The sequence below is a fragment of the Crocosphaera sp. genome (genome assembly GCF_030064895.1).
Classification (GTDB): domain Bacteria; phylum Cyanobacteriota; class Cyanobacteriia; order Cyanobacteriales; family Microcystaceae; genus Crocosphaera.
In genome coordinates this window covers 1-24,192 of record NZ_JASJEB010000116.1, presented here as the reverse complement: position 1 = coordinate 24,192, position 24,192 = coordinate 1, and the positions used below count along the sequence as shown (strand labels likewise).

Below are 24,192 nucleotides of genomic sequence, written 5' to 3'. Positions count from 1 at the left end.
TCCTCCTTCTATGGTTTATCGTACAAATATTTTCTTACTTCCGTGAGAAAAGCAAGAGAATTAAACTCAATCTTTCTATTCCCTTTAATATGATTGAAAACTGATAATTGACCCACTGATTTGTCTCCTATTAAATTTTGATAAGGATCTAACTTTAAACTAATTGGTTTATTTCTTGTAGCTGTTGCTTGATAACGAGAAAAATGAAATAAAGTAAGATAATTCAATATATCTTTTTTAAATTGAGTATCATTAATTAGTCCCTGATAAATCGTTTTTTCGTGTTCAGTATCATTATAAATATTCAATAAGGTTATATAAGATATAACCCCATTATATGAGTTATCATTTACCACAGTAATACCATTAAACAAATTGAAAAATACTAATGATCTTTGACTTGCATCTGCTTTATCATTGACTAAGTTTGTTAGTTCAGTAGTATCTTGAATATACAGAGAAGCTGCATTAATTTTTTGTAGTTTAACGACATAATACTTGTCGAAGAAAATAGGATAAATATGTATATCATTTTTACCTGATTTTAATTCTTTAATAACATCCGGTGACATAAAATACAGTTCTCTATTTTCCCCTGTAATATTTAGGTAGTTAGAGTATGGAGATTTAGCAATATACAAGAAATGACGATATCCTTGATCATAAAGTTCACTTATTTTATTAACCAAAATATCAGGTTTTTTGTAGATATCTTCAGTATCATAATTACTGGAGAATGTTCCTTGATTATATAACCTAATTGTTTTATCTTCTTGACGCTCTAAACATATAACTTCCCCTATCATGTTCTTTATTTGATAGGTATTGGTGTATTTGCGATCGCATTCCCAACTAGACACAACAATAATAGCAAGTTTATCTAACTCAGGAGTATAATTATCAAACTGAAATATCTTAGGGATGGTAGAATAAAGGGAACTTAATGAATTACGATTTTTGAAAAAATTAATGTTTTTAATACAAATTCCTTGAGAGCTAAAATCATATTTTTCATTTAAAATATGAGATAATACATAGGAAAAGGAACGCATAAAGACTTCTTCTGGTGAAGCATCATCTTTATCAGTTAAATGAAGACGTAATAAAGGAATAAATAATTTGTCCTTTGATTGATATAATAAAATTTTTAAACTCAAGTAAGTTAACAAAGAAAAAGTTAACTGATACCAAAACATATTAGGATTATCTTCCTGATTAAAAATTTCTTCTTTGAGACGTTCATGATTATAATTACAAACTAAAGATGCTTGATTTTTTAATCCTTGTTTATAAATTTCACGACATTGATCTTCTTGGGGAGTTAAAAGCATAGGTATTGTATTAATTCCATCTAGATCATACTTCATGCTAAACAACTGTTGTTCATTACTCCGAAAGTACTGAATATCAGTAAACTTAATATCAACTGATAGACCACATAATGTTTCAGTATCAATTTTACTACTATCATTAACTGAAATATACTTTAAACCTTCTTTATTATTTAATTCAGGTTTAAATAATGTATTATTGTTATCAACTTTATCTGAATCTTTTTCTAAAATACCCTGACTGATATTAATTGTTAGAGTATATGGTTTAGTATTAAATATTTTTTTACTCTCAATATAGTCTATAAGCAATTCTCTTAATTTTTGTAATTTAAAAGATATGTTATATTGTTCAAAACCTCTTTTGATATCGTTAAATAGCTTTTTCTTAGCTTGATCATCATTTCCTTTCAAAATAGGTAAAATTTGCTGCTCAAAATTTTCTACTGGATCGTAAGTTAATTCTGAAGATATATCATAAGATCGGTCATATTTTTTGTTTTTATCTAAAGGTTTACTGCGAGAAGCAAAAACAAAGTAATATAAAAATACAATTCTTAAAACTTTTCTGATGAATTTTCCTTTTTCGATTTCATTGCTTAGTTTATCTTTATTCTCTTTTTTATCTAAATCGAGAAACTTAGTATGATATTCAAAAGAAGTTTCTCCTTTGGAAGTTTGGACTTGTCCATTTAATTTTAGTTTCATTCCAAAGATAAATTCTTGCTTATCTTGATCCCTATCATTCATTTCTCCTAAATATCCCTCAATTTGTGAAATAATAGGTAATGAATCAAAAGCATAGGAATTATTGAAAAACTGTCGAAAATCAAATTCAACCCCTTGATAGAAAACTTTGTAATAATCATCTGGTTTAGATTCATCATTAATATAAGCTTCTAGGAGTTTCAATCTTCTAATTAAATCTTTTAGATAAACTGCATCTTGATCATTTTTCACTTGATCATATAAAAATTCTAGATATTTAATACTTGCCGCTTTTTTTATCTTTCCTAATGATTCTTCTTTCATTAATTTTTTTAGCTTGTAAATATCATTATTATCTTTATCTTGATTTTCAAATAAGGGTTCTAGAATATCCTCAATTAAATCCTCTTTTTCCTCTTCAAAATGTATTTCAACATAATTTTTTAAACTACTTCTTAATTCATTCAAAAATCTAGTGGGTTGCTTAACAGTTATACTAAGTTTATGTAATCTGAGTAATGGTAGGATATTTTGTTCATCTTTAGGTAAGGTTAACCGTTGTTTTTGTAGATTGGTATATTTTTGATCAAAAGGATAATTAAAACTAATATTATCATTGACTTTACCTTTTAAATTTTCTAAAGGTACTGCAATTTTTTCTAAATAGTTTTCAATAGATATATCTTGTTTTAACTCATTTTTTAATAATTCTTTGACTTTTGCTTGGATTAAATGTAATTGTTCACTAAATGTTTTTTCTGTCCCTTCAATAAAATTAATTGATGCACATTTTGTTCCGAAAGGTTGACTAATAAAAGGATCATTAATAGATAACTGAGAAACTTGATAAGCAAGTTCATCAACATTCATTAATAGACGTTTATTATCTTCAGATATCTTAAATAGTTGTTGAGATGTATCACTATTTAAAACTTCAAGAACTTTACCCAGAAAATCACTGTAATTTAGTTTAACTAAATCGTTTCCATCTTCCCGTAAGTTAGATCCAGAATTTGTCATTTTATTCTATACTTTGACCCTAAGTAATAATTAAGCATTTCCTAGACTATGACCATCTTAAGTCAGTAGGTAATTTTGTACTGTACTAAATTATAGTTCAAGATTAACTCATCTAGGTGATACTAATCTTAGAGTTCCCTAATTTGTAGCTAAAGTTAACATCAACAGTAATAAAGATAATCGAAACATTTTAGAAGAAATAACGTCGTACTTAGTGAGTAACATTGATCTTTATTCTCAATTCACACCATTTATGTTAGCGTATTGCGCTAATGCCCTTATTACTAAAAATTTATGCAAACAATCGATTATTTAATTATCTTTGTTTATCTAATTCTTACCCTAATGATTGGCTTTATGCCCCTTTTATTTCGTAATAAAAAAAATATCAAACAAGGGGACAGTACACAATATCTCCTCGGAGACTTTCCCTGGTGGGCGTTGGGTGCTTCAGGAATGGCCTCTAACGTAGATATTGCCGGAACAATGGTTATCGCAGCCCTAGTTTACGCTTTGGGAACTCAAGGCTTTTTTATCGAAATTAGGGGTGGAATCGTTTTAATTATGGCATTTTTAATGATATTTATGGGGAAATGGACAAGAAGAGCAGTTATTAAAGAAGACGGTAAAGAAATACGGGTTATGACTACAGCGCAATGGATGATTTTTCGGTTTGGCAAGGGAAAGGGAGGAGAGTTTGCTCGTCTTATTAGTGCTATTTCTAATATTGTGTTTTCCATTGGTGCAATGAGTTATTTTTCCATTGGTGGGGGAAAATTTATTGGCAATTTGATGGGAATTAGTGATAGATTTGCGTCAATTTTATTAGTTGTTTTAGCTGCCGCTTATACCATTGCTAGTGGCTTTAGTGGGGTTATTTGGACTGATGTTTTTCAAGGATTATTAATTCTCAGTTCAATTATTTATATTTCTTGGTTATCTTGGACTACTGTTACACTACCTGATACATTTTCTGTGTCAATTCCCAATGGAGATAGTTTCTTAATTAAGGATTGGAATTTTACAGATTGGAGTAGTATTTTTCCGCCTATGACGGCTAATTTACCAGGAGATTATGCCATCTTCAACTTGTTTGGTGGGGTAATATTATTTTACCTTCTTAAAACTATTATTGAGGGGTGTAGCGGTGCGGGTGGATATATGGCACAACGATATTTTGCTGCTAGAAATGAACGAGATACGGCATTTTTATCCTTGTTTTGGATTCTTTCAATGTCTTTTCGTTGGCCACTAATTTCTGCTTTTGCCATCTTAGGAATTCATTATGGTTTGACCCATAGTTCCCCTATTACTGACCCAGAATTAATTTTACCCATTGTTATTAACACTTATATTCCCACAGGAATCAAAGGCTTATTGGTAGCTTGTTTTATGGCTGCTGCCATGTCAACCTTTTCCTCAATTATTAATGCTAGTGCTGCTTATTGGACTAAGGATATTTATGAGCCTTATTTTCTGAGAAATAATCCTATTAATAATTCCCAACAGCATGAAAAAAGATTAGTTTTTCAAAGTCGTTTAGCCTCTGTCTTTATTGTAGTAATTGGTTTGTTTTTTAGCTTTAACCTAAGTAACATTAACGAAATTTGGGGATGGTTATCTTTAGGATTAGGGGTTGGTTTAGGCATTCCCTTATTATTACGTTGGTATTGGTGGAAGTTTAATGGTTATGGCTTTGCCTGGGGAACTTTGGCAGGAATGATCGCTGCTATTCTGACAAAAGCTGTTATTTTACCCATAATTAATAATCCTCAAAATCAAGAATATATTCTCTTTTTTATTCCTGCAATTTGTTCTTTATTAGGTTGTCTTATTGGTACTTATGTAGCCCCACAAGCCTATCAAACCGATAAAGAAGTAATCGAAAATTTCTACAATACGACAAAACCGTTTGGCTTTTGGGGAGAATTTAGTAATGGGCTAACGAGAGAACATAAATATGATATTATTTCTACCTTTATTGCTGTTCCTTGGCAACTTTGTTTATTCTTGTTAGGGATGATGATTATGATGAAAAATTGGCAAAATGTAAAAGTATTAGCATTAGGTTTCTTTTTATTATCAATTGCCTTATACTTTACTTGGTTAAGCCCAATAATCAAACAAACATTAAAAGATAAGAAAAAGGCTAATTTCAAGGATAGTAATTTAAAAGTCTGAGTTAAGTAGGGGCTTAATAATATTAAGTCCTTCTTATTGATAAAATGTCAATCAAAAAATTAACTATGCAAACAATAACTTCATATAACCCCGATGATATGGCACAATTTAACAAGGTAACTACTAACACACCCACTTTGTATTGTCCATGACCGCAAGTATACCCGAACTACCCACCCAATACGACCCCAAAACCACCGAGGCCAAATGGCAAGAAGCATGGTCAACCCATCAAGTCTTCCAAGCAGACAACAGTAAGGACGAAAACTCCTACTGTATTGTCATCCCTCCCCCCAACGTAACAGGAACTCTCCACATGGGTCATGCGTTTGGCGATTGTCTCATGGACGTATTGGTGCGGTATCATCGTATGTGCGGTCATAATACCCTCTGTCTTCCTGGAACCGATCACGCGAGTATTGCAGTTCATACGATCTTAGATAAGCAGTTAAAAGCAGAAGGTTTAACCCGTCAGGAAATTGGACGGGAAAAATTTTTAGAAAAAGCTTGGCAATGGAAGCAAGAATCTGGTGGGAAAATTGTTAACCAGATGAAAAGAATAGGACTGTCTGCTGACTGGTCAAGGGAACGTTTTACCCTAGATGAAGGGTTATCAAAAGCGGTTAGAACAGCATTTGTTAAGCTCTACGAAGCAGGGTTAATTTATCGGGGTAATTATTTAGTTAATTGGTGTCCTGCTTCTTTGTCTGCTGTCTCGGATGTAGAAGTAGAAAGTAAAGAGGTAGATGGTCATTTATGGCACTTTCGTTATCCATTAAGCGACAATAGCGGCTATGTTGAAGTAGCCACTACCAGACCAGAAACCATGTTAGGAGATACAGGAGTAGCAGTTAATCCTAATGATGAAAGATACAAAAATTTGATTGGAAAAACCATAACTTTACCCATTGTTGGGCGAGAAATACCGATATTTGCCGATGAATTAGTTGATCCAGAATTTGGTACCGGTTGTGTTAAAGTTACCCCGGCACATGATCCTAACGACTTCGAGATGGGAAACCGCCATAAACTACCATTTATTAATATTATGAACAAAGACGGGACACTAAACGAAAATGCAGGAATCTTTGCAGGACAAGATCGTTTTGTTGCCCGTAAAAATGTCGTTGAAAAGTTAGAAGAAGATGGCTTTTTAATCAAAATAGAAAACTATAGTCATGCGGTTCCTTATAGTGACCGAGGTAAAGTTCCTGTTGAACCCTTACTATCCACACAATGGTTTGTCAAAATCGATTCCTTAGCCCAAAAAGCCCTAAAATCTCTAGACGAAAATAATTCCCCCAATTTTGTACCCCAAAGATGGAAAAAAGTTTATCGAGATTGGTTGGTAAAATTAAAAGATTGGTGTATTTCTCGTCAATTGTGGTGGGGTCATCAAATTCCAGCTTGGTACGTCATTAGCGAAACCAATGGAGAAATTACCGATAACACACCCTTTATTGTGGCTCATTCAGAAACAGAAGCCTTAGAAAAAGCAAAAAAAGAATACGGAGATAACATCAAATTAGAACAAGATCCCGATGTTTTAGATACTTGGTTCTCCTCCGGTTTATGGCCATTTTCAACACTAGGCTGGCCCGAAAATACAGAAGATTTAAAAACCTATTACCCCACCAGTACCCTCGTAACAGGATTCGATATTATCTTCTTTTGGGTCGCTAGAATGACCATGATGGCCGGTTATTTTACCGATGAAATGCCCTTCAAAGATGTTTATATTCATGGTTTGGTTAGGGACGAAAACGGCAGGAAAATGTCGAAGAGTTATAACAACGGCATCGATCCTTTGATCTTAATCGAAAAATACGGTACTGATGCACTACGTTATACCCTAATTAGAGAAGTCGCTGGTGCCGGACAAGATATCAGCTTACAATACGATCGCAAAACCGACCAATCAGAGTCCGTAGAAGCATCCCGAAACTTCGCCAACAAACTTTGGAACGCGGCCAGGTTTGTGATGATGCACCTCAAAGGAGAAACCCCCCAAAGTTTAGGCACTCCCGATGTAGAAAAATTAGAATTATGCGATCGCTGGATACTCTCACGCTTCCATCAAACCGTCCAACAAACCAGAGACCATATCGAAGCTTATGGCTTAGGAGAGGCAGCTAAAGGACTATATGAGTTCATTTGGGGAGATTTTTGCGATTGGTACATCGAACTGGTGAAAACCCGTCTCTGGCAGGAAACACCCTCCCGTGACGTTGCCAGACAAACCCTAGCATACATTTTGGATGGAACCTTAAAGCTACTTCATCCCTTTATGCCCCATATTACCGAAGAAATTTGGCAAACCCTCAGTCAAAGCGAGGGGCAATTTATCGCGCTACAAGCCTATCCTAACGTAGATAACGCCCTAATTAATCCTGACTTAGAAGCCTCCTTTAGCCTCCTTTTTGAAACCATTCGTACCCTAAGAAATATGCGGGCCGAAGCCGATATTAAACCAGGGGTCAAGGTATCGGTCATTTTACAGAGTGAAAGTGAGCAAGAAAGGACTATCCTAGAATCAGGTCGAAAATACATCCAAGACTTAGGGAAAGTGGAAACCCTAACCATTACGCCCCAACTCGAACAACAGACAGAACAAGTCGTTGCTGGAGTCGTAGGAACCATACAGGCTTTAATTCCTCTTTCTGGGGTGGTTGACATTGCCGGTCTTCGTGCCAAACTAGAGAAGAGTTTAGCTAAAATTGAGGCTGAGATTAAATCCCTCTCAGGCCGACTCAACAACCCAGGTTTTGTCAATAAGGCCCCCGAAGCGGTTGTTCAGGGGGCAAGAGATGCTTTAGCAGAAGCCGAAAAACAGGCTGAAATTTTGCGCGAACGTCTTAAGCGTCTGCAATAATAGAGACTGCCACCCTGCTAACCCCTTAACCCACTATGTTGCACCTAGCCCAAGTGAAAAAAAATCCCAATTCAGGGGAGATGGAACTTTTGTTGCTGGCACGTCAAACCCCCCAAAACCTCTGGGAAATCATCTCTGATGAGGTCATTTCCTGTAAAATTTTGATGGGTTTTTGTGATGGGGTTTTAGTGTTAGCAAAGCTAGACAATAATCAAGAGATTTTAGAACTTAAAGAAGCAAAAGATTGGGTTATGGGTTTAGTTGAAACCTATTTAACTAATGGGGTAATTACCCCGGAATGGGTGGAAAAAGAACAAGAAAAAGTTGAACAATGGCGACAAGAGATTACAGCTAAAAGTCTTGATTTAACCCGTCGTCAATTAGAACTAGAAACACAGAAAGAACAACTGCAAGAATTAGAAGGAAAATTAAGAAATCAGGAATGAGAATTTATGGAAATCGACTAATAAAAACATTACCAGGAGAGTTAACCCGTCCCACTTCAGCTAAGGTGAGAGAAGCATTATTTAATATTTGGCAAGGGGAAGTTATGGGGTGTAGTTGGTTAGATTTGTGTGCAGGAAATGGCGCAATGGGGGCAGAAGCATTATGTCGTGATGCTTCTATTGTTATTGGAGTTGAAAAGTATGGCAAAGCTTGTAAGATTATCAATGAAAATTGGCAAAAAATAGGCAGTCATCAACAAGAATTTCGTATTATTAAAGGAGATATTTTAAAAGTATTAAAGAATTTAGACCGTCAAGAATTTGATCTGATTTATTTTGACCCACCCTATCAAAGTGGACTTTACCAACCTGTTTTAGAATTAATTGTTACTCATCAGTTATTAAATGAAGAAGGAGAAATAGCCGTAGAACATAACCCTAAATTTTGGCAAGCAACAGTCATAAAAGGATTGAAAATCAGTCGAGAAAAAAACTATGGTAACACCAGTTTAACCTTTTATCGTATCTAGGTTTGCCCACTCTACAGACCAGATAATTTGCTTTTTAGATTTGCCCAACCTACAGACTAGAACTAACTTGACATAAAAACGTCATCTCATTGTCATCGGGTTGTCATATCTCCCTCCTATAGTAAAAAATGTCAGTCCAATAACCGTTTTCCCATCAATCACTCCTCATACGGACTGACTTTTCTTTCTTATTGTTGACAATATAAATAAACAAAAACCATGAAAAACCATAGTCTAAATCAATCCTATACCTCAGCCAAAATGTCCAATTCTAAAAATTCTATCTTGCAAAAACCAATCACTTATATCTCCTTAATTCTCTTAGGAATGGGAGTCGGTATCGGGGGAAGCATTGCCTTTAGTTATCCCAATCTTTTCCGCCAACAAGCAGAAGCAATAGTCCCATCTACCAATGCGGAAGTTCCTCAAGAATGGGCTTCTTTACCCCCGATAACGTCAGAAAACTTTGTCACAGATGTAGTTAAAAAAGTCGGTCCTGCGGTCGTCAGAATTGATGCTTCTCGCACCGTTAAAACCGAAGTTCCCCCTATGTTTGAAGATCCCTTTTTCCGTCGCTTTTTTGGCTCACAAGTTCCTAACATTCCCAATGAGCAAATTCAGCGAGGAACCGGTTCAGGATTTATCTTAAGCGAAGATGGAAAAATTGTTACCAATGCTCATGTGATTGCGGGAAGTCAAGAGGTAAGCGTTACTTTAAAAGATGGTCGAACTTTTACAGGGAAAGTATTAGGAACAGATTCCATTACTGATGTAGCTGTTATCGATATTGAAGCCGATAATTTACCCACAGTTAAAGCAGGAAATTCCGATAATCTTAACGTAGGCGAATGGGCGATTGCTATTGGTAATCCTTTGGGATTAGATAATACCGTCACCACGGGAATTGTTAGTGCTACTGGACGCAGCAGTTCTCAAATTGGTGTAGGAGACAAACGAGTTAATTTCATCCAGACAGACGCTGCCATTAACCCTGGTAATTCTGGTGGTCCTCTTCTCAATGCAAGGGGTGAAGTCATCGGAGTTAATACCGCTATCTTCCGAAATGCTCAAGGTATTGGCTTTTCTATTCCTATTAATAAGGCACAAGAAATTGCGGCTGAATTAATTGCTAAAGGTAGCGTAGATCATCCTTATTTGGGTATCCAGATGGTAGAAATTAACCCAGAAATTAAACAAAGAATACAAGCAAGTAGTGGTTTAAATATTAATGCGGATTCCGGAATTTTAATTGTCCAAGTTGTTCCGAATTCCCCCGCAGCAGCATCTGGCTTAAAATCAGGTGACATTATCCAATCTATTAATCAAAAACCCCTGAGAACTGCTGAAGGAGTTCAACAAGCAGTAGAACAAGTTGAGGTTGGTAGTGTAATTCCTGTACAGGTTGAGCGCGATGGTAAACCATTAAGCTTAAATGTACAAGTTGGGGTTTTACCCAATAGTTAAATCTCAAAAATAGGCGACTTATTATTAACTGAGTTGCCTATTATCAGTCTTAATTTAGTTATTTTTGTAAGCGCAAAACATTCAAAGCTTTAGATAATAACTTTGGTTGAGAAAAATTATCTTTAAATTTCCTAAATTCCCCTGCATCGAACCAAATACCTTCACACTGAGGACAGGTTTCATACCAAATAGGATGCTTATCGAAATCTAACATTTTTATCATTGGAATATTACAATGGGGACAAAGAATATGAGTGTCTAATTCTTCTTTCTGGTGTTCATTATCTACTTTTCCAATATCGATTTTTTCTGAACCCCTAAGTTTTTTCAAGTTTTCTGCTTCTAAAGAGTCAAACCAAATACCGTTACATTGACAACAGCGATCAACTTCAATAATGTCATACATAACGGGTTCTAATTTTCCCCCACACTTAGGACAGCTTAATGACTTCATGACTTTTTTGAGTTTTCTAGAGTATCTAAAGCTTAGCAAATCTTTTAAATTATTTATGAAAACCTAACCTTATTTTAGTTATTAATATGAATGAACACGCAAAAAGAATTATTGGTTTGACAGGAGGAATAAGCACAGGAAAAACAACGGTTTCCCATTATTTAAGCACTGTTTGTCATATTCGAGTGTTGGATGCTGATAATTATGCTAAGGAAGCAGTTGAGAAAAATTCTCCTATTTTACAAAAAATTCAACAAAGATATGGAGCAGAAATTTGTTTTACAAATGGAGAATTAAATCGCAAAAAATTGGGTAATATTATTTTTAATGATGCCAGAGAAAAAATATGGTTAGAAAGTCAAATTCATCCTTATGTAAGACAAAAATTTAAACAAGAAATTTCCCAAGATAAAGGAAGAATTCTCGTCTTAGACATTCCCTTACTTTTTGAATCAAAATTAACCCATTTAGTTACAGAAATTTGGGTTGTTTCTTGTTATTATAAACAACAATTACAACGATTAATGAGTAGAAATGACTTAACCGAACAAGAAGCGATATCCCGCATCAAAAGTCAACTACCACTTGAAGAGAAAATACAAAAAGCTGACGTTGTTCTAGATAATTATTCTACATTAGAAGCTTTATATCAGCAAATTGAAGACGCATTAAATATTTCTGAATATAGCACTATCAATTATAATTAAGAAGTTGAAGAGATTTCTTATACCTCACCAATAACATTTAATGTTTTTGGTTTATTATCCATTATCCATTGTTCATGAATTTACCTAATTCGATCACAATTTCCCGTTTAATAGGACTGCCTTTTCTTTTCTATTTCCTTACCAGTCCTACCCCTAGTCATCGTTGGCTTAGCCTCGTTATTTTCCTTCTTGCTGCCTCAACAGACTGGGTAGATGGTTATTTAGCTAGAAAGTTAAATCAAGTGACCGAATTGGGCAAATTTCTCGACCCTCTGGTGGATAAATTATTGGTACTTGCACCCCTCTTAAGTTTAATTTCTCTGCAACAAGTTCCGGCCTGGGGAGTGTTCTTAATATTAAGCCGAGAAATTGCGATCGCAGGATGGCGTATTAACCCAAACTTAACCGGAAATACCGCTATTCAAGGAGCAAATATTTGGGGAAAATTGAAAACAGTAAGTCAAATAACAGCGATCGCACTTTTGATCGCTCCTTTGCCTCAACCTTGGGAAACTATCTCCATCACAGTATTTTGGCTATCAGTGGTGTTAACTCTTGTTTCTGGGATAATCTACTTACTTCCTAACCTTAATCCCTTAAAAGACGCTTGATGGAGGAGTGTGAGGAGTGTGACCATCCTGCTTACTAACATAACTTTGAAGGCTCAATAACTGATAATTGGTAACTGTTAACTGATAAACTAGAAATGTTAAGAAATTGTAATCAAATATGACTAGGACAGGGACGGCCATCGCCAAAAAAGACTACGATGTTATCGTTATTGGTTCGGGAATGGGAGGTTTAGTGACGGCCACCCAACTTGCAGCCAAAGGAGCGAAAGTATTAGTCTTAGAAAAGTATTTAATTCCTGGAGGAAGTGCCGGTTATTTTGAACGGGAAGGCTATCGCTTTGATGTGGGTGCATCGATGATTTTTGGTTTCGGAACGGAAGGAACCACAAATCTTTTAACCCGTGCTTTAGATGGGGTTAATATGACCCTAGAAACTATACCAGATCCTGTGCAAATACACTACCATTTACCTGACAATTTAGAGCTAAAAGTACACAAAGATTATGATAAATTTATTGAAGAATTAACTGCTAAATTTCCTCATGAAAAAGTTGGTATTCGTCGCTTTTACGACGAATGTTGGCGAGTTTTTAACTGCCTAAATGCCATGGATTTACTTTCCTTGGAAGAACCTAGATACTTGATGAGAGTGTTTTTCCAGCATCCTTTTGCCTGTTTAGGTTTAGTTAAATATTTACCACAAAATGCAGGAGATATTGCCCGTCGTTATATCAGTGATCCAGAACTACTAAAGTTCATTGATATGGAGTGTTATTGTTGGTCTGTAGTTCCAGCAGAAAAAACCCCGATGATCAATGCAGGAATGGTTTTTTCAGATCGACATTATGGAGGGATAAATTATCCTAAAGGGGGTGTGGGAACCATTGCTGAAAAATTAGTTGAAGGTTTAGAAAAATTTGGGGGGGAAGTTGAATATAAAGCCCGTGTTACTAACATTTTAATGGAAAAGGGTAAGGCAGTGGGAGTTAAATTAGCTGATGGGAAAGAATATCGAGCAAAACGGATTGTTTCTAACGCAACTCGTTGGGATACATTTGAAAAATTATTGCCTAAAAACGAGATGCCAAAAAAGGAAGAAAAATGGCAACAACGTTATGAAAAATCTCCAAGTTTCTTAAGCTTACATTTAGGTGTGAAATCTGAACTTTTACCCATAGGAACAGAATGCCATCATATCCTTTTAGAACAATGGGAAACGATGGAAGATGAACAAGGAACCATTTTTGTCTCAATTCCCACCTTGCTTGATCCCAGTTTGGCTCCTCCTAATCATCATATTATCCATACCTTTACCCCCAGTTATATTAGCGAATGGCAAGGACTATCTAACCAAGAATATTCCCAGAAAAAAGAAGTAGCAGCTATTCGTTTAATTCAACGGTTAGAAAATATTTTTCCTGGATTAATTGATAATTTAGACTATCAAGAAGTGGGAACACCGCGCACACATCGACGCTTTTTAGGACGAAATGATGGCACTTACGGGCCTATTCCCAGTCGTAAGTTACCAGGTTTGCTAGGAATGCCGTTTAATCGCACGGTTATCCCTGGATTATACTGTGTAGGGGATAGTACCTTTCCGGGTCAAGGACTGAATGCTGTAGCCTTTTCAGGGTTTGCTTGTAGCCATCGCATCGCTGTTGATCTAGGACTCTAAAATATTAACCATCAATTATTATATTTTTTTGCATTGGTTTGCGTGAATTTACTGTTGAAGAATATCGTATTATTACTGATGATAAGTATATATCGGTAACTTGTCATCTTCTGATTACATTTTGCTTTTTCTAAGTTAGAATGTAATTTGAAACCGATAAAGAAAATGCTGTTTTTTCTTGGAACTTAGATAAAGGTATTGTAAATGTCGATGAAACTATTAAATTTTTTATAAACCAGATGCTATTAGTACAATGTCAAATTCTTCTAAAGATAATAACATTGAAAAATCTTTAATTAACGCAATTATTGCTCGCTCAGATTATGATAGAAATTTAGAAAATATAGCCGAGATAATTCGAGAAGAATTATTAGTTGATTTTTGTCTAATTATTACTAATTTTAATGACTTACAATACTTTTATAGCTTAAGAAATTCACCGATAGATAATTCAATTATGCACCAAAGTAAATTATCTGAATTGATACAAAATCCTTGGATACAAGAATTAAAAAATGGTTCAAACTTGAGATATATTAGGGATTTAAAACACAAAAAATACCATAAATTATCAGTTTTATTGGAAGGCATTATACTGGAATCACTACTAGGAATAAGCACGCATTTTAAAGGAGAAAACAATGGCATTATTCTCGTAGGTAAATCAACTTCTTATCAATGGAATAGTCAAGATAAAAACAAGTTAAAAGAAGTAGTAAATATTGTTAGTATTGCTTGTCATCTAAATCAAGTAAACGCAATGGTTGATGAAAAAAGTATTAATAAAGATTCTTCTTTTTCTCTTGGTGATATTCCTCAACTTTTACAAGAAAATCCAATTCTAAGACTGTGGTGGAAAAGTACAAGACAACAATTAGAAAAACAACTAGAATGGAATAGAAAAGTTATTTATAATATGATTACGATTATGAGTGATCAAACTCGCAATCCTTTGGCTATTCTAAAAATGGGGATCACTGTTTTAAAGACTAGAGAACTATCCCCAAAAGAGTTAAGCAAAAGAATTGCCATGTTAGAAGATTCTTGGAATAAGCTTAACAGTATCAACGAAAAAATCTTACAACTGAAACATTTAAAATCTGAAAATATGAGCTATAACTTAGTTCCTGTTAATTTAACTAAACTACTTATAAATATTACTAATTCTTGCCAAGAAAAATGGCAAGAAAATTTAAAAAGTAATCTAACATTAAACACAAACTTTAATATTCAAGGTGAAGAATCACTGCGTACAGATGTTCAACATTTAACTAATATTATTGAAGAATTATTAAAAAATGCCAGTAAATTCTCGGTTCCAAACTCTACTGTTACCTTAGAAGTCAACCAAGAAAATAATCATAATAAATCCTTAATTGCTATCACTTTATCGAACATTAGTGAGTACGGGTTTCACAACAATATTAGTGAGTTTTTTGAACCTTTCTATCGAGAACAAATCGTTATAGATAGTGGTATTCCTGGTATTGGAGTTGGACTAAATATTGTTAAAGATTTAGTTAAACTCCTGCAAGGAAAAATTAGCGTTGAATGTCTCCCCACAGAAAACCCTAAACATTGTAAAATTATATTTAGATTGGTTCTTCCTCAATCATTATCCTCATCATAATTTAAAGGTTGTATGCTAACAAAACGCGGTTCCTCCAAGTCACTGCGATGGCAACATTCTCAATATTCTCCTCTTGGTCGTCAGTGGGAAGTCTCCTTATTCACCTGTCAATTTTTACTGTTTCTATTATGGGATAAATTATTAAAAAATAATAGCTCAAAACAACGAAAAAAACGAGCAAAATGGTTAGTTAAAAATTTGCTACAACTAGGTCCAACATTTATTAAAATTGGCCAGTCTTTATCCACACGCGCTGATTTAATACCCTTGGAATATATTCAAGAATTAAGTCAACTGCAAGATAACGTTCCCCCTTTTAGTCCGGAAGAAGCCATCGCTGTCATTGAAGTAGAGTTAGGTAAAGCAATTTATGATTTATTCGACGATTTTGAAATAGAACCCTTAGCATCAGCAAGTTTAGGACAAGTTCATAGGGCAAAATTATATACAGGCAAAGAAGTTGTGGTCAAAGTTCAACGGCCTGGGTTAGAAAAAATTTTTAATTTAGATTTTGAAGTAGTTCATCGTTTAATTCGTATTTTAACTCGATATTTTAAGCCTTTTAAAAAGTATGATTTAGAGGCAATTCATAAAGAATTTTTTGAGCTTTTATTTCAAGAAATTGACTATGTTCATGAGGGTAAAAATGCAGAGAGATTTGGCAATAATTTTCGAGGTTATTCCCGAATAAAAGTTCCTAAAGTTTACTGGAAATGTAGCACGAAAAAAGTCTTAACTTTGGAGTATCTACCTGGAATAAAAGTAGATGATAGAGCAGCATTAGAAGCGAATAATATTAATTTAGATAATATTATTCAATTGGGAATTTGTTCCTATTTAAAACAATTATTACTGGATGGTTTTTTTCAGTCAGATCCTCACCCTGGTAACATGGCCGTCAGTCAACGGGGAGAACTTATTTTTTATGATTTTGGTACCATGGCCGAAGTTAAAACCTTTGCCAAGGATCAGATGATTCAAGTGTTTTTTGCCGTCTTAAAAAAAGATACGGATACAGTGGTAGATAACTTAGTTTATATGGGTTTAATTGAACCTTTAAACGATATGACCCCTGTAAAAAGAATTGTTGATTTTTTATTAGAAAACTTTCGTGATAAACCTGTGGATGTTCGTGCTTTTGAACAAGTGAGTGATGAGGTTTATTCAATGTTCAAAAGTCAGCCCTTTCGTTTACCCCCACAAATGACATTTATCCTGAAATCTTTGACAACCTTAGATGGTATTGCCAGAGCGTTAGACCCTCAGTATAATTTACTAGCAGCTAGTCAACCTTTTGTCAAAAATTTGGCTTTAAGTGGTAGTGGGGGAAGTGTTGTTACAGTCATAGTCAGACAGGCGAAAGATATTATTAAAACTAGCTTAAATCAAGCTAATCTGTCTGAAAAGTTTCTCAGAGGTTTCGAGCAAAGAATAGACAGAGGAGAGTTACAGTTTCGAGTTCGCTCTTTAGAAAATGAAAGGGTTTTAAAACGTATTAATTTAGGAATAAGAAGCTTAATCTATGCTTGTTTAACTGGGTTTGTTTTATTATCAGCTTCTATACTTATGACAACGGTTTATACTAAGTTTGCTTTAATCTGTTTTGGTTTTGCCGGACTTTTTAGTTTATTTTTGTTTAAATCTTTAATCTCTTTACTTTTACAAGAAAAAGTTGATAAATTATTAGAGAAATAAAGTTAATGAGTCAGTTTATGAATGTACTTTCTATTCCAACTTGGATGGTTCATGTTTCCAGTGTCATTGAGTGGACAGTGGCTATTTTATTCGTTTGGACTTATGCCCAAGTCAGTGCTAAATTATATTGGCGATCGCTATCTTGGGGAATGTTACCGGGTTTAGTCAGTGCCATGTGTGCTTGTACCTGGCATTTCTTTGATAATCCACCTTCTTTAGATTGGTTAGTCACCTTACAAGCGTCTTTAACAGTTATCGGCAACTGTACCCTTTGTTTTGCTGGTTGGTGGATATTTCGCTCTTCTTCTTCTTCCCAAAAAACTGATAGCTGATAACTCATCTATGATCATAATACTGATACAATATGTCTAATGCTTCCCCAAAAATATCAAAGTTAAGCAACTCTCCCTGACAATCAATAGAAGAAAAAGGAATGACCTCCACAACGCTGTTTGTATAGGCAACTATTTCTAGAGATTTAACCCAGTAAGGAGTCCATTGATTTTCTACAACTTTGATATTTTGTTCACCTAACCAGTGGATTAATTGCCATCTTCCAATACCAGGTAAAATTTCACTATTTAACGCTGGTGTGTACCATTTTCCCTGTTTCCATCCCCAAAGATTTCCCGTTGTTGTTTCCAACCAATTATCTTCTGCATTAACTAAAATTGCTTCTTGAAAACCCAGTTTTTTAGATTTTTGTAGAGCTAAGTAAGCTCCTAAATAATTTCCCGTTTTATGAGCTTGTAAACTGCGTTGAAACAACGAATCCTTAGCCAACCATCCTTTCACCCCCTGCTGTTGCAATTTAACTAAATTTTCGGGTAAAAAACGTCCTATAATCCATTCTTTACCATCAGGAAAAACAGTTATTCTTAACACAGGGTAAGTACCAATCAAATAGTTTGCCCCTTGAGCTATTTTTTGCCAATTCGGTAAACACCAACCAAACTGTTGTAAACTACTTTTAAGACGATGACAATGAGCTTTCCATTGCGTTAAAGGGTGGTTTAATGATTGTTGATAAACTCGAACTGTAGTAAAAACAGTTGCCCCAAATTTTAAACCTGGATTATCAATAGATAGACAAATTTTGTCTTCTGTAAATAGCTGACCATCATACCAATATTTCACACTACACCTTGATACACATTATCTTAAAAAATGCAAGCTAAATTCAAATTTATTAACAAAAATCGACATTTCAACGAAAGAATGGCTAATATAGACCATTCAAACATTATGAGTAGATAAACTAAGCCCACAGCCTACCTGAAAAATAAAATATCATGAAAATGCCCAAAATGCAAATATGGCTAAATTTTAGCAAAATCAGGAAAAATAAGTTGTTTCTTAACAAGTCTAAAAAAGCAAGCATTATTCAGGAAATTAAATATCTTATCGCAATAAGATAAGTTCATTTTATTAATAAACAGAAAGGTATGATGTGATCAGAAACAGAATTAAGACAAGAGACAGGAAACCTGCTTAAATGATTAATAATAGGCTATTCTAACGACTATGCAAACCGACGACGATCCCACCGTAATTGAGAGTGTAGAGCAATTTGATGACCTCTTGGATCCCCTGGAAACTGTAGATGTACAGGGTACCAGTCCTGATCCAGACGAAATGTTGCCAAAATTGAGAGATGAAGATCCATCACAGAGAATGCTGGCAGCGAGGGTGTTTTGTGAACTAGAAGACCCCAGAGCGATCGCCCCACTGATTCAACTGCTAGATGATATTTGCCCCTTAGTACGGGTTAGTGCAGCCTATGCCTTGGGAAGAAATACCAGTCCTGAAGCCGTAGCCGCTTTAATAGACTTATTAGGAAGAGATTGGAACGGATACGTCCGTAAAGGCATTGTTTGGGCCCTAGGCAATGGCAGCGATCGCAGCAGTGTTCAGCCCTTGATCCATGCTCTGAGAACCGATATTTCTGCCGTACGTCTTTGGGCGGCCAGTAGCCTAGCTCAAATCGCTAAACAAGAATACGAAGATGCGATCGCCGCAATGCCGCCCCTAATTCAAGGATTAAGGAGAGATTCCGTGGCCGCCATACGAGGGAACTGCGCTTGGGCCATCGGGCAACTCTGTCGAGAACTCCCGTCAAACGTGGTTTATGCCACGGCGATCGATGCTTTAATCGAAGCATTAGTAGAAGATGAAGACTACAGCGTTAAAGAAGATGCTAAAAGTGCTTTATTGCGCCTTGGTGATACCAGGGGAATGCAGATGATCGAGGATCTTGAGCTAGAAGGGCTAATTTAGTTATACAATCTAAACCCGATGAATTCGCCAACGCCTGAGTTCCCTTCTCAAAGTTAACTTTAGTTTTGTTGAAAATAAAAACGAATCGAGTTTATACTTAGTGAGGCGAAATATTGGATATTGGAAAAAATATCTTATGAATAATTATTTTGAGAAATACAAAAAAATCAAAAATAAACTATCCTATCAGTATCAAGGATATAACTTAGGTGAAATTATTGCTTTCGATATAATTTATCATATTTACTTTGAGAGAAAGAATGATCTTGAAGATCAAGCATATCGAATAATATTATCACAAATCAAACAACATCCATACATTGATAATTTACAAGACATTTGTGAGCATCCTGGGGTTGTTTTTACCATACCTAAAACTCAAAGTCGCCGTAATGATTATTGTGAACTTATTGAGTTAACAAGTCAAAAAATAAACAAATCTGTCAATTTTATTTTAGACATGAAGATTGACAGTAAATCAATTCCTTTATTTAGCAAAAGCTTTTTATTATTTCTGATTACTTTTCTCAATAACTTTATAAAGCTTTTTAAGCTTTTAAGTATAAAAGAAATTCTTATGTTTAGTTGTCGATTACAATTTTATAGAAATTTTATTGATGCTCTTGAGAGTATTGACGAAAATAAAGTAAAAATCAAAAAGTATATTGCCTTTAATGGTGCCTTGAACTATGAAAATATATTAGTAAAATTTTGTCAAAAGAGAGACATTCCTACTTACTCATTACAACACGCTATTATGGATAGATATTTTCTTAATAAGTCTTCTCCTCCTTATGACTTAATTAACATAGAAAACCTGCAAACTGATTACTTATTGTGTTGGAGTCAAAATACAATTAATCAAATCAGAAAATCTTCCATGACATCGGCTGAGTTATTATTAGTGGGTAATCTCAAATATAGTAAATGGAAAATTGAGGAAATAAAACAGTCTTTCAGAAAAGGTCTAGTATTTCTAGGTGGGAAAGGAGATGATTTAATTAATTTAGAAGTTATAGAGATAATCAAAAAACTATCGAAAATACGCGGAGATATTGAATTCTATTTTAAATTACATCCTCAAAATCTCAATGAAAAATACTACAAAAAAATTACAGAAGAACACAGTATAAATGTTGTTCAGACCAATGAAATTTTATCCAATTTATTGATTAATAGTGACTTTGATTTTACAATTTCTTATAATACGACAACAACAGTTTATTATGAATCATTATGTTATGGATTACCCTGTTTTAGATATAACCAAGAGCAAACAGTCAATGTTTATGGATTAGAAAATGATGATTTTTCTACAGTTGAAGAATTGGTGCAAAGAATCTTGTATTTCCAGCAAATAGATCCTTCTATGTTGCTTGAAAAAATTCAAAAAATGCTGCAAAATACAGTAGGCATTAACATAAACAATTATCATCAATATTTTGCTGAATATTCGTATAATGACCTAAAAGTGGTCAATAAAAATGACTATGGATAACATCTAAAAAAATGAAACAAAACAAACGTGCTAGGCTTATTGCCAATTATCTACCCCAGTATCATCCCATTCCTGAGAATAATTTGTGGTGGGGTACGGGTTTTACAGAGTGGACAAATGTTACTAAAGCTAAACCTCTATATAAAGGTCACTATCAACCAAATTTACCCGCAGACTTAGGATTTTATGATTTACGAATTCCTGAAATTAGAGCAGCCCAAGCAGAGTTAGCCAAAGAGCATGGAATCGAAGGCTTTGCCTATTGGCACTATTGGTTGGGATCGGGTAAAAGGTTACTAGAGCGGCCATTTGAAGAGGTTTTAAGTTCAGGAGAACCTAATTTTCCTTTTTGTCTCGGTTGGGCTAACCATTCTTGGACAGGAGTATGGTTTGGTGCGCCCGATAAAACATTGGTTGAGCAAACCTATCCTGGTTGGGAAGATCATGAAGAACATTTTTATTACCTATTACGGGCTTTTTCTGATCACAGGTATATCACTGTAGAGGGTAAACCTTTATTTTTAATTTTTCGCCCTTTGGAGATTCCTGATGTTAAGGAAGTTTTGGAATTTTGGCGTAAGTTAGCCCAAAAAGAGGGTTTAAAAGGCTTACATTTAGTGGCAGGAACTTTAAACCCGAAAAAAGCCAAAGAACTAGGTTTTGATGCTTCCTCTTATTCTCATCATCGCCTTGTAGCTCAATTGCTCCCCAAAAATAAATTACTAAAAAAATTAGTCAATAACTACCGGGCAGTCTTTAAAAAACCTGCTACATATACCTATCAAGAAGCTATGCCCTATTTCCTCAAAGCAGGTAAAGCTCCCCTCAATGAGTATCCTTCTATTGTTCCTAATTGGGATAGCACACCAAGATGTCAAGAGCGAGGTATCGTACTACATAATTCTACCCCCGAACTATTTAGAAAACATTTTCGAGATGCTTTGGATAAGGTAGCCGATAAACCATTTGAAAATCGGATTCTGTTTGCAAAATCTTGGAACGAATGGGCTGAGGGTAATTATCTCGAACCCGATCAAAGATTTGGTAAGGCATATTTGGAAGCCATTAAGGAAGAAATATTTACGGGAGATTAAAAGCCCGAAGATATTATGTATCGTAGACATTCTCCAGCTACTCATTAGCTCAATTAACACTTATCATAGCAATAAGACAAAACACAAGGGTGTGTAATTATAGATAATAATAAATGTATATTAGAGGTATTTTTAAATGTCTAAAGTATCCATTGTCATTCGCTGTTATAACGAAGAACAACATATTGGTCGTTTGCTGAGTGGTTTAATGCAGCAAACCGTCCAAGATATTGAAATTATCGTCGTGGACTCTGGTTCAACAGATAGTACAGTTGCTATAGCTTCTTGTTACCCTATTAAACTCGTATCCATTAAACCAGAAGACTTTTCTTTTGGACGATCCCTTAACTTGGGTTGTCAAGCAGCAACAGGAGAGTTTATTGTCATTGCCAGCGCGCACGTTTATCCTCAGTATCAAGACTGGATTGAGAAATTAATCTTTCCCTTTGATGATCCTGATATTGCATTAACTTATGGAAAACAACGGGGTAATAGCACCACAAAATATTCTGAGGAACAAATTTTTATTAGTTGGTTTCCTGATCATCAAACGATCCTTGATAAAACCCATCCTTTTTGTAATAATGCTAATGCTGCCATTCGGCGATCGCTTTGGAAAGAAATTCCCTATGATGAGAGTTTAACGGGGTTAGAAGATTTACACTGGGCAAAACGCGCGATTAATTCGGGATATCGCATTGCTTATGTTCCTGAAGCAGAAATTATTCACGTTCATGATGAAACCCCAAAACGTACTTATAATCGCTATCGTCGAGAAGCGATCGCCCTGAAAAATATTTATCCCCAAGAACATTTTTATTTTTGGGATTTTCTGCGTTTATTTATTACTAATTTAATTAGTGATTATTTTCATGCGTGGCATGATGGTGTATTTTGGGTAAATATTACTTCAATTCCAATCTTTAGGTTTATGCAGTTTTGGGGAACTTATCAAGGGTTTAGGCAACAAGGAAAGATTAATAACCAATTAAAAGAAACCTTTTATTATCCTCGTCGATTATCACGGCCAGATGATCAATCCCAACTAGATAAAAATCGCCCTATTATTGACTATTCAACTCAGTCAATAATTTCAGAGAAAATACCATCATCTAAATAGAAATAAGGAGTAAATGAGCATGATTAAGCAAAAAATTAGACAAGTTTATCAATTGGGAAGAAGATATTATAAAAAACAAAAATATCGTCTGTATTTGAGGGAAAAGTTAAAAAAAAGGAAAATTATTTTAGTCCATCAAATGGGTAAAGTTGCTTCAAGTTCTATTGTTAATTCTCTGAGAACAAATAAGTTAGATATAGCTATTTGTCAGACACACTATCTTAAAAAACAGTCTTTAGATAATTGTGTTAAAAAATATAAAATTTCAAAAATTCCTCTCCCAAATTATATTATTGCTAGTCAAGAAATTAGTAAGTTTGTTGATACAGCATCTCAAGACTACCCTTGGAAAATAATTACAATTATTCGTGATCCAATTCATAGAAATATATCAGCGTTTTTTCAAAATGCTTATGCAGGGAAACAAAGTGATTTGTATATTCCTAATTTAGTCGATAATTACGAAGATGGACAGCTAGAAATTACAAATTTGATTGATGATTTTTTAGTGAATTATCCTCATGAAATTCCCTTAAAGTGGTTAGATAGGCAAGTTAAAGATGTTTTTGGAATCGACGTGTATCAACGGAATTTTCCTCATCAGAAAGGATATCAAATTATTAAACTTCAAAATGTCAATATTCTTATTTTGAAGTTAGAGTGTTTACAAAATTGTCTTCAAACGGCCGTTTCAGAATTTCTAGAAATAGATAATTTTCAATTGAATAATAAGAACCAAGCTAAGCAAAAAGGTTACTTTGATGTTTATTCTGATTTTCTAAATTCTATTACTTTACCTCAATCTTAGAGACTGTTTGTAAAAAGAAAATGAAAAGACTTTTTTAAAAAATCATCCCTAATAAACCTATGAGAAGTTTATTAGTTTTTAAGAATGGAGGAAAATTAATAGTGGGG

19 protein-coding genes are annotated in these 24,192 nt (G+C 34.5%); 16 read left to right on the top strand and 3 right to left on the bottom strand.

From position 1 onward, the window contains the following. Window positions 1-8 precede the first annotated feature (8 nt). Window positions 9-3,059: a hypothetical protein gene (locus QNJ66_RS21955; protein WP_300510781.1), complete on the bottom strand. Its 3,051-nt coding sequence runs from the start codon at window positions 3,057-3,059 to the stop codon at window positions 9-11. A gap of 294 nt (window positions 3,060-3,353) precedes the next feature. On the opposite strand from QNJ66_RS21955, the gene QNJ66_RS21950 reads away from it, so the two are divergent. The 5 genes from QNJ66_RS21950 to QNJ66_RS21930 all read left to right on the top strand — a co-directional run bounded on the left by QNJ66_RS21950 (window position 3,354) and on the right by QNJ66_RS21930 (window position 10,552). Beyond that, window positions 3,354-5,240: a sodium:solute symporter gene (locus QNJ66_RS21950; protein WP_300510780.1), complete on the top strand. Its 1,887-nt coding sequence runs from the start codon at window positions 3,354-3,356 to the stop codon at window positions 5,238-5,240. Between the two features lie 148 nt (window positions 5,241-5,388). Next, window positions 5,389-8,112 (top strand): valine--tRNA ligase, encoded by a 2,724-nt coding sequence (locus tag QNJ66_RS21945; RefSeq protein WP_300510779.1) that lies wholly within the window; start codon window positions 5,389-5,391, stop codon window positions 8,110-8,112. A gap of 35 nt (window positions 8,113-8,147) precedes the next feature. Then, window positions 8,148-8,558 (top strand): hypothetical protein, encoded by a 411-nt coding sequence (locus tag QNJ66_RS21940; RefSeq protein WP_300510778.1) that lies wholly within the window; start codon window positions 8,148-8,150, stop codon window positions 8,556-8,558. Beyond that, on the top strand, window positions 8,555-9,088 hold the full coding sequence (rsmD, locus tag QNJ66_RS21935) for a 16S rRNA (guanine(966)-N(2))-methyltransferase RsmD (protein WP_300510777.1): 534 nt from the start codon (window positions 8,555-8,557) through the stop codon (window positions 9,086-9,088). The genes QNJ66_RS21940 and rsmD overlap by 4 nt, the downstream gene beginning before the upstream one ends. Window positions 9,089-9,307: 219 nt before the next feature. Continuing rightward, window positions 9,308-10,552: an HhoA/HhoB/HtrA family serine endopeptidase gene (locus QNJ66_RS21930; protein ID WP_300510776.1), complete on the top strand. Its 1,245-nt coding sequence runs from the start codon at window positions 9,308-9,310 to the stop codon at window positions 10,550-10,552. Window positions 10,553-10,610: 58 nt separating this feature from the next. Here the strand turns inward: QNJ66_RS21930 and QNJ66_RS21925 are convergent, their stop codons facing one another. Beyond that, entirely contained in the window at window positions 10,611-11,006 is a 396-nt protein-coding gene (locus tag QNJ66_RS21925) for a zf-TFIIB domain-containing protein (RefSeq protein ID WP_300510775.1), read from the bottom strand. Window positions 11,007-11,092: 86 nt separating this feature from the next. On the opposite strand from QNJ66_RS21925, the gene coaE reads away from it, so the two are divergent. The 6 genes from coaE to QNJ66_RS21895 all read left to right on the top strand — a co-directional run bounded on the left by coaE (window position 11,093) and on the right by QNJ66_RS21895 (window position 17,620). Then, the gene (gene coaE, locus QNJ66_RS21920; RefSeq protein ID WP_300510774.1) at window positions 11,093-11,713 is read left to right on the top strand and encodes a dephospho-CoA kinase; all 621 of its coding nucleotides are present in this window, start codon (window positions 11,093-11,095) and stop codon (window positions 11,711-11,713) included. A 74-nt stretch (window positions 11,714-11,787) separates the two neighbouring features. Further along, window positions 11,788-12,324 carry a CDP-diacylglycerol--glycerol-3-phosphate 3-phosphatidyltransferase gene (gene pgsA / locus QNJ66_RS21915; protein WP_300510773.1) on the top strand — a complete coding sequence of 179 codons (537 nt, stop codon included), beginning with the start codon at window positions 11,788-11,790 and terminating at the stop codon, window positions 12,322-12,324. 118 nt (window positions 12,325-12,442) lie between these two features. Continuing rightward, window positions 12,443-13,963 (top strand): carotenoid isomerase, encoded by a 1,521-nt coding sequence (gene crtH, locus QNJ66_RS21910; RefSeq protein ID WP_300510772.1) that lies wholly within the window; start codon window positions 12,443-12,445, stop codon window positions 13,961-13,963. A 253-nt stretch (window positions 13,964-14,216) separates the two neighbouring features. Next, a complete protein-coding gene (locus QNJ66_RS21905; RefSeq protein ID WP_300510770.1) occupies window positions 14,217-15,593 on the top strand; it encodes a HAMP domain-containing sensor histidine kinase in 1,377 nt (458 codons plus the stop codon). Between the two features lie 12 nt (window positions 15,594-15,605). Next, complete coding sequence (locus QNJ66_RS21900) at window positions 15,606-17,288, top strand: AarF/ABC1/UbiB kinase family protein (protein ID WP_300510769.1); 1,683 nt, start codon at window positions 15,606-15,608, stop codon at window positions 17,286-17,288. A gap of 17 nt (window positions 17,289-17,305) precedes the next feature. Next, on the top strand, window positions 17,306-17,620 hold the full coding sequence (locus QNJ66_RS21895; RefSeq protein ID WP_300510799.1) for a DUF2499 domain-containing protein: 315 nt from the start codon (window positions 17,306-17,308) through the stop codon (window positions 17,618-17,620). A 4-nt stretch (window positions 17,621-17,624) separates the two neighbouring features. On the opposite strand, the gene QNJ66_RS21890 is transcribed toward QNJ66_RS21895, so the two are convergent. After that, the gene (locus tag QNJ66_RS21890) at window positions 17,625-18,425 is read right to left on the bottom strand and encodes an aminotransferase class IV (RefSeq protein ID WP_300510767.1); all 801 of its coding nucleotides are present in this window, start codon (window positions 18,423-18,425) and stop codon (window positions 17,625-17,627) included. A gap of 387 nt (window positions 18,426-18,812) precedes the next feature. Here QNJ66_RS21890 and QNJ66_RS21885 point away from each other — a divergent pair, with 387 nt between their 5' ends. The 5 genes from QNJ66_RS21885 to QNJ66_RS21865 all read left to right on the top strand — a co-directional run bounded on the left by QNJ66_RS21885 (window position 18,813) and on the right by QNJ66_RS21865 (window position 24,085). Next, window positions 18,813-19,565 carry a HEAT repeat domain-containing protein gene (locus tag QNJ66_RS21885; RefSeq protein ID WP_300510765.1) on the top strand — a complete coding sequence of 251 codons (753 nt, stop codon included), beginning with the start codon at window positions 18,813-18,815 and terminating at the stop codon, window positions 19,563-19,565. Between the two features lie 136 nt (window positions 19,566-19,701). Then, window positions 19,702-21,063, top strand: a complete 1,362-nt coding sequence (locus QNJ66_RS21880) for a hypothetical protein (protein WP_300510763.1) — start codon at window positions 19,702-19,704, stop codon at window positions 21,061-21,063. An 11-nt stretch (window positions 21,064-21,074) separates the two neighbouring features. Beyond that, complete coding sequence (locus QNJ66_RS21875; RefSeq protein WP_300510761.1) at window positions 21,075-22,157, top strand: glycoside hydrolase family 99-like domain-containing protein; 1,083 nt, start codon at window positions 21,075-21,077, stop codon at window positions 22,155-22,157. Window positions 22,158-22,293: 136 nt separating this feature from the next. Beyond that, complete coding sequence (locus tag QNJ66_RS21870; protein ID WP_300510760.1) at window positions 22,294-23,277, top strand: glycosyltransferase family A protein; 984 nt, start codon at window positions 22,294-22,296, stop codon at window positions 23,275-23,277. A gap of 19 nt (window positions 23,278-23,296) precedes the next feature. Continuing rightward, window positions 23,297-24,085: a putative capsular polysaccharide synthesis family protein gene (locus QNJ66_RS21865; protein WP_300510759.1), complete on the top strand. Its 789-nt coding sequence runs from the start codon at window positions 23,297-23,299 to the stop codon at window positions 24,083-24,085. The last annotated feature ends 107 nt before the right edge of the window (window positions 24,086-24,192 follow it).